The organism is Gammaproteobacteria bacterium, from assembly GCA_028817225.1.
In the GTDB taxonomy this organism is placed as follows: domain Bacteria; phylum Pseudomonadota; class Gammaproteobacteria; order Poriferisulfidales; family Oxydemutatoraceae; genus Oxydemutator.
On the sequence record JAPPQC010000028.1, the window covers coordinates 37619 to 43911 of the forward strand.

Annotated in this window: 5 protein-coding genes; 2 read left to right on the forward strand and 3 right to left on the reverse strand. The window is 64.0% G+C overall.

Annotated elements, in window-relative coordinates; genetic code table 11:
• Window positions 1–50 precede the first annotated feature (50 nt).
• The gene (locus OXU50_04035; protein MDD9869047.1) at window positions 51–473 is read right to left on the reverse strand and encodes a thiocillin family RiPP; all 423 of its coding nucleotides are present in this window, start codon (window positions 471–473) and stop codon (window positions 51–53) included.
• Window positions 474–724: 251 nt separating this feature from the next.
• Here OXU50_04035 and OXU50_04040 point away from each other — a divergent pair, with 251 nt between their 5' ends.
• The gene (locus OXU50_04040; protein ID MDD9869048.1) at window positions 725–3610 is read left to right on the forward strand and encodes a ribonucleoside-diphosphate reductase subunit alpha; all 2886 of its coding nucleotides are present in this window, start codon (window positions 725–727) and stop codon (window positions 3608–3610) included.
• A gap of 17 nt (window positions 3611–3627) precedes the next feature.
• A complete protein-coding gene (locus OXU50_04045) occupies window positions 3628–4959 on the forward strand; it encodes a ribonucleotide-diphosphate reductase subunit beta (GenBank protein MDD9869049.1) in 1332 nt (443 codons plus the stop codon).
• 173 nt (window positions 4960–5132) lie between these two features.
• Here OXU50_04045 and OXU50_04050 read toward each other — a convergent pair whose 3' ends face one another.
• A complete protein-coding gene (locus OXU50_04050) occupies window positions 5133–5510 on the reverse strand; it encodes a thiocillin family RiPP (protein MDD9869050.1) in 378 nt (125 codons plus the stop codon).
• A 32-nt stretch (window positions 5511–5542) separates the two neighbouring features.
• Window positions 5543–5986 carry a hypothetical protein gene (locus OXU50_04055; GenBank protein MDD9869051.1) on the reverse strand — a complete coding sequence of 148 codons (444 nt, stop codon included), beginning with the start codon at window positions 5984–5986 and terminating at the stop codon, window positions 5543–5545.
• Between the last annotated feature and the right edge of the window lie 307 nt (window positions 5987–6293).

A 6293-nucleotide genomic window follows, 5' to 3' on the forward strand; every position in this document is an offset into this window, starting at 1 on the left:
AGGAGGGGGGTGGGATATGGGCGCCTTCAGCGTCTGCCTTCAGGCCGCCTTTACTCCGTCGGCGGCCTTGATGCTTGCCCGTCCGCCGGCGGAGTGACTGCGCTATCGCCGTGCATGATCTGCGCGGCGGCCTGCGCGACCCGCTGCGCGGAGTTCGAGCTGGCGGTTCCGAGACAGCCGAGACAGCCGATGAAAGTGCTGTAAGTGCTGGCCGAAGCCGCGCTCGCCGCGTCGCTGAGATGAATACCGCCGGACAGGTCCGACAGTTCGTCGTCATACAGCATGCCGGGCGGCGGCGGAAAGGTCACATGCAGGGTGCTGGCGTCATCGGTCACCACCTTGACATTGGCCTGACGATAAGGCCATTTTTCTCCGCTGTGCTTTTCGTAGGCTTCCTTCGGATTCGCCTCAAACTCTTTCGCAAATTGCGGATTCTCGAAAAGAGCGTTCAATTGTTGATAAATAGGTTCCATTTTTTTCCCCCAAAAGGTTTGTTTCCCTGACAATAATTAGACCCTCCCCTTTCTCCCCCGTCAAGGGGACAGGCCGTTCAGCAACATCTGGCAACCGCGCAGGCGCCGGGGCCGGGGCCGGGGCCGCCGGGCGCCCTCACAGGCTGTCCACAAGGTTTTTCAAGGCTTTTCCGGCGGAAAACCACAAGATGTCGTATTGACTGCGGCGGCGGACTGGCATATCTTGTGTTTTCCGGGTTATAATCCAGACCATGCAAACGACAACGGAGAACCATTTTCTGATGCAACAACCATCCACGGTGGCGCCCGAAGCGGCGGCGCCCTCCGCAGCCGTCCGCGCCGAGGCCCCGGTCACGGCGCTGGCCCAGTACAAGGTGATTCGCCGCAACGGCAAGGTCACCGCGTTTGACCCGTCCAAAATCAAGGTCGCGCTGGCCAAGGCGTTTCTGGCCGTTGAGGGCGGCATGGCGGCGGCGTCGCCGCGCGTCCATGAAATCGTCGCCGACCTGACCGAACAGGTCGTGGCCGCGCTGATGCGCAACCGCGGCGGCGGCGAATCCTTCCACATTGAGGACATCCAGGACCAGGTTGAACTGGCGCTGATGCGCGGCGGCTACCACAAGGTCGCGCGCGGCTATGTGCTCTACCGCGAGGAGCGCGCGAAGGAGCGGGCGCAAAACGACGCCGGCGACGAGCGCGCCGACGCCGACGGCGCGGAGATTCTGGTGCTGCACGAAGACGGCTCCGAGAAGCCGCTCGACAGCGCGCGCCTGCGGCTGATTGTCGAGGAGGCGTGCCGCGACACCGGCCAGGTCGAGCCGCAGCCGATTATCAAGGAAACCCTGCACAACCTTTTCAGCGGCATGAAGGCCGCCGATGTCAGCACCGCGCTGATCATGAGCGCGCGCGCGATGGTCGAGAAAGAGCCGGATTACAGCGTCGTCGCCGCGCGCCTGCTGCTCGACAAACTGCGGCGCGAGGCGCTGTCGTTCCTCGCCGGGCAGTTCGACGAGGCCACCGGCGACGAGATGACGGCGCGCTACCCCGACTATTTCGAGCGCTATGTCGCGCGCGGCTGCGAACTGGAACTGCTCGACCCGAAACTGCGCGATGAATTCGATGTCGCGCGGCTGGCGGCGGCGATTGACCCGCAGCGCGACCATGTCTTCAGTTACCTCGGGCTGCAAACACTCTATGACCGCTACTTCATCCACCACGGCGACACGCGCTTTGAACTGCCGCAGGCGTTTTTCATGCGCGTCGCGATGGGGCTGGCGATGAACGAGGTGGAGCGCGAGGACCGCGCCATCGAGTTCTACAACCTGCTGTCGTCGTTCGCGTTCATGAGTTCGACGCCGACGCTGTTCAATTCCGGCACGCTGCGCCCGCAACTGTCGTCGTGCTACCTGACGACGGTGTCCGACGACCTGCACGGCATTTTCGGGGCGGTGCAGGACAACGCGATGCTGTCGAAGTTCGCCGGCGGCCTCGGCAACGACTGGAGCCGCGTGCGCGCGATGGGCTCGCACATCAAGGGCACCAACGGCAAGTCGCAGGGCGTGGTGCCGTTTCTGAAGGTCGCCAACGACACCGCGGTCGCGGTCAACCAGGGCGGCAAGCGCAAGGGCGCGGTGTGCGCCTACCTTGAGACCTGGCACCTGGACATCGAGGAATTTCTCGAGTTGCGAAAGAACACCGGCGACGACCGCCGCCGCACGCACGACATGAACACCGCCAACTGGATACCCGACCTGTTCATGAAGCGCCTGCGCGAGGGCGGCTCGTGGACGCTGTTCTCGCCGAGCGAGACGGCGGACCTGCACGACCTGTGCGGCGACGCCTTCGAGAAGCGCTATGCCGAATACGAGGCCGCCGCCGACAACGGCGGCATCGCCAACTTCAAGCGCGTCGAGGCCGCCGACCTGTGGCGCAAGATGCTGAACATGCTCTACGAGACCGGCCACCCGTGGCTCGCCTTCAAGGATCCGTGCAACCTGAGGTCGCCGCAGCAGCACGCCGGCGTCGTCCATTCCTCCAACCTGTGCACCGAAATCACGCTCAACACCTCGGACGAGGAAATCGCGGTGTGCAACCTCGGGTCGGTCAACCTGGCGCTGCATGTCAACGAGGACGGCCTGATGATGGACAAACTCGAGCGCACCGTCGCCACCGCGATGCGCATGCTCGACAATGTCATTGACTACAACTATTACAGCGTCCGCAAGGCGCGCAACTCCAACCTCAAACACCGCCCGGTCGGGCTGGGGCTGATGGGTTTCCAGGACGCGCTCTACCGGCTGCGCATCCCCTACGCCAGCGACGCCGCCGTTGACTTCGCCGACCGCTCGATGGAGGCGGTCAGTTACTGCGCCATCCAGGCGTCGTGCGACCTCGCCGGCGAGCGCGGCGCCTACCCGAGTTACCGCGGCTCGCTGTGGGAGCGGGGCGTGCTGCCGATTGACTCGCTGCGCCTGCTGGCCGAAAGCCGCGGCGGGTTTTTGCAGGTGGACGACTCGTCCACGCTCGACTGGGACGCGCTGCGCCGGCGCATCGCCAAGACCGGCATGCGCAACTCCAACACGATGGCGATTGCGCCGACGGCGACGATTTCCAACATCTGCAATGTCACCCAGAGCATCGAGCCGACCTACCAGAACCTGTTCGTCAAATCCAACCTGTCGGGCGAGTTCACCGTCATCAACTCGCACCTGGTGGACGACCTGAAACGGCTTGATCTGTGGGACGAAGTCACGGTGACCGACCTCAAATACTACGACGGCAGCGTCCAGCGCATGGACCGCGTGCCCGACGAGATCAAGTCGCTCTACGCCACCGCCTTTGAGATGGACCCGCGCTGGCTGGTCGAGGCCGCCGCAAGGCGCCAGAAATGGATAGACCAGTCGCAGTCGCTGAACCTCTACATGGCCGAGCCGGACGGCAAAAAGATGGACAGCCTCTACAAACTGGCGTGGCTCAGGGGGCTGAAGACAACCTATTACCTGCGCTCGATGGGCGCCACACATGTCGAGAAAAGCACGATGGAAAAAGTGGACGGCAACCTCAACGCGGTGCCGTCCGGACAGGACGCGAGGGGGGCCTGCCTGATCACCGACCCCGACTGCGAAGCCTGTCAGTAACCAACCGGAGGCAAAACATGCAAACTGCGACAACCCGACACTGGGACGACCCGCTGGCCGAAGCCGGGCCGCCGCCCGGCATCCGCCCGCCCGTCCCGAACAACGGCGGCGGCAACGGCGCCGTTACACTCCCGGACGACACCGGCGGCGCACACGGCGCCAATGGCAACGGCGCCAACGGTGCGAACGCCAACGACACGAATGGCGCCAACGGCGCACACGCCGCGAACGCCAACGGCACGAACGGCGCGAGCACCGCGGACGCCAACGCCGCCAACGGCGCGGCGGTGCGCGGCGGCGCCACCGGCCTTGAAACCATCGAGATGGGCGCGTCGCGCATTCAGGTGGACGACAAGCAGATTATCAACTGCCGCGCCGACCTGAACCAACTGGTGCCGTTCAAGTACACCTGGGCGTGGGACAAGTATCTCGCCGCCTGCAACAACCACTGGATGCCGCAGGAAATCAACATGACCGCCGACATCGCGCTGTGGAAAAGCGCCGACGGCCTGACCGCGGACGAGCGCATGGTGGTCGAGCGCAACCTCGGCTTTTTCTCGACCGCCGACTCGCTGGTCGCCAACAACCTGGTGCTCGCGGTGTACCGCCACATCACCAACCCGGAGTGCCGCCAGTACCTGCTGCGCCAGGCGTTCGAGGAGGCGCTGCACACGCACGCCTACCAGTACTGCATCGAGTCCCTCGGCCTTGACGAGGGCGAGGTCTTCAACATGTACCGCGAACTGCCGTCGGTGGCGCGCAAGTCGGAATGGGCGCTGCCCTACACCCAAAGCCTCGGCGACCCGGACTTCGTCACCGGCACCACCGAAAACGACCGCCGCCTGCTGCGCGACCTGATCGCGTTCTATGTCGTGTTTGAGGGCATCTTCTTCTATGTCGGCTTCGCCCAGATTCTGTCCATGGGGCGGCGCAACAAGATGACCGGCGTCGCCGAGCAGTTTCAGTACATCCTGCGCGACGAGTCCATGCACATGAACTTCGGCATTGATGTCATCAACCAGATCAAGATGGAAAACCCGAGCCTGTGGAGCGACGAATTCAAGGCCGAAATCACCGAACTGATACTGGACGGCGTGCGCTTCGAGAAACTCTACGCCGAAGACACGATGCCGCGCGGCATGCTCGGCATGAACGCCAACCTGTTCAAGCAGTATGTGGATTTCATCGCCAACCGGCGGCTTTCACAAATCGGCCTGCCCGAGCAGTTTGCCGGCGCCGCCAACCCGTTCCCGTGGATGTCGGAGATTCTCGACCTCAAGAAAGAGAAGAACTTCTTCGAGACCCGCGTCATTGAATACCAGACCGGGGGCGCGCTGAACTGGGACTGACTTTCTCCTCCACCCTTTTTGCTCCTCCTTTTTGAGCAAGGCGCCCCACCCCCGGGGCGCCACCTTTTTTCCCGACCACCCGAACATGCGACAACGCCCGCGCCGCAGGTGTGCGGCGCGGGCGTTTTCACGGACTCTCTGCGGGCTTTTCCGATGCCCGCCGCAGGCCGCGCTCAGCCTTTAGAACTGGCGCTGCCGATGGTGCCCGCGCTGCCGAAGCAACTGGGCGTCGTGCTGGCGGTGCCGACAGTGCCGACGCTGCTGGCGGACCCTCCTCCGGCGATGGCGGACAAATCGTCGGCCTCCAGGCCCTGCATCTCGCTGGGCATCGCGGGAAACACCACATAAAGCGTTTTGTCGGTGTTGAAGTGCACCTTCAGCTCGCGGCTGCCGACCTGGCGGCCAATCAGGTCCGCGTCCTCCGGCGGCAACTGCCGCACCACGGCCCAACTGTCGCGCGCCGCCTCCTTCCGGAAGGCCGCGTCGCTCCGGTATTTTACGGCAATCCGGCGCACATGGGCGCCGATGGATTCATTGTATGGAATATGCATGATTCTTTCCTCCAGTTGTGAATGCCCGGGCCTCAAGCCTCAAGGCCGACGCTGTCCGGGCGGCTGCCGCTTTCCGAACTGGCGGAACCGATGGTGCCGCCGGTGCCCGCCGTACTCATTGTGCTCGGCGCGCAGGAGCACCCGAAAGTGGCCGCCGTGCCGATGCAGCCCGCGGTGCCGGCGGTGTTGCCGCCGACGACGGCGCTGAGATTCTCCACCGACATCTCCCCGACTCTGCCGGGCGGCGGCACCGGAAAGTGAATCCGGTCGGCGGTGTCGGCGACGATTCTGACCTTGACGCCGTCGGCGATGCTGACGCCGAGATACTCCAGCGTGTCGGATACATCACCGGCGTCAATCCGCGCCCGCAACGATGCATCTTCCCGATATTGTTTCGCAAGCGTCTCAAATTTCACCCAGTTGGCTTTTTCCTCCTCGGTTTGTTGAGGCGCGCCTGAATAACTTTTTTCTTCCATTTTTCTTTCCTCCGAAAATAAGATGCCCCGGCATCGTCAGATGTCCCGGCATCGTTTGTCTTGACCGGCATTGTACAGCACCGGCGCGGCGCGGCGGTTCATCAACTTTTGGCAGCGAAAGCCCGGCCCCGAAGTGCGTCAGCGGGCGGTTTCCAGGCGCGCCCAGCCCGGCTCGACGAGCACGCCGGCCTGCCACAATTCGCACAGCACATCGCCGACGAGCGCCGGCGCGACATCGGCGGCGGACGACAGGCGGCGGCGGATTTCGGCGACGGGCGCGACCGACTCGGGGTTGCCGGCAACGCGC

What these genes read in the sequence shown, in the direction of transcription:
- OXU50_04035 (MDD9869047.1), bottom strand. Translation starts at nt 473, where the DNA reads ATGGAACCTATTTATCAACAATTGAACGCTCTTTTCGAGAATCCGCAA.
- OXU50_04040 (MDD9869048.1), top strand. Translation starts at nt 725, where the DNA reads ATGCAAACGACAACGGAGAACCATTTTCTGATGCAACAACCATCCACG.
- OXU50_04045 (MDD9869049.1), top strand. Translation starts at nt 3,628, where the DNA reads ATGCAAACTGCGACAACCCGACACTGGGACGACCCGCTGGCCGAAGCC.
- OXU50_04050 (MDD9869050.1), bottom strand. Translation starts at nt 5,510, where the DNA reads ATGCATATTCCATACAATGAATCCATCGGCGCCCATGTGCGCCGGATT.
- OXU50_04055 (MDD9869051.1), bottom strand. Translation starts at nt 5,986, where the DNA reads ATGGAAGAAAAAAGTTATTCAGGCGCGCCTCAACAAACCGAGGAGGAA.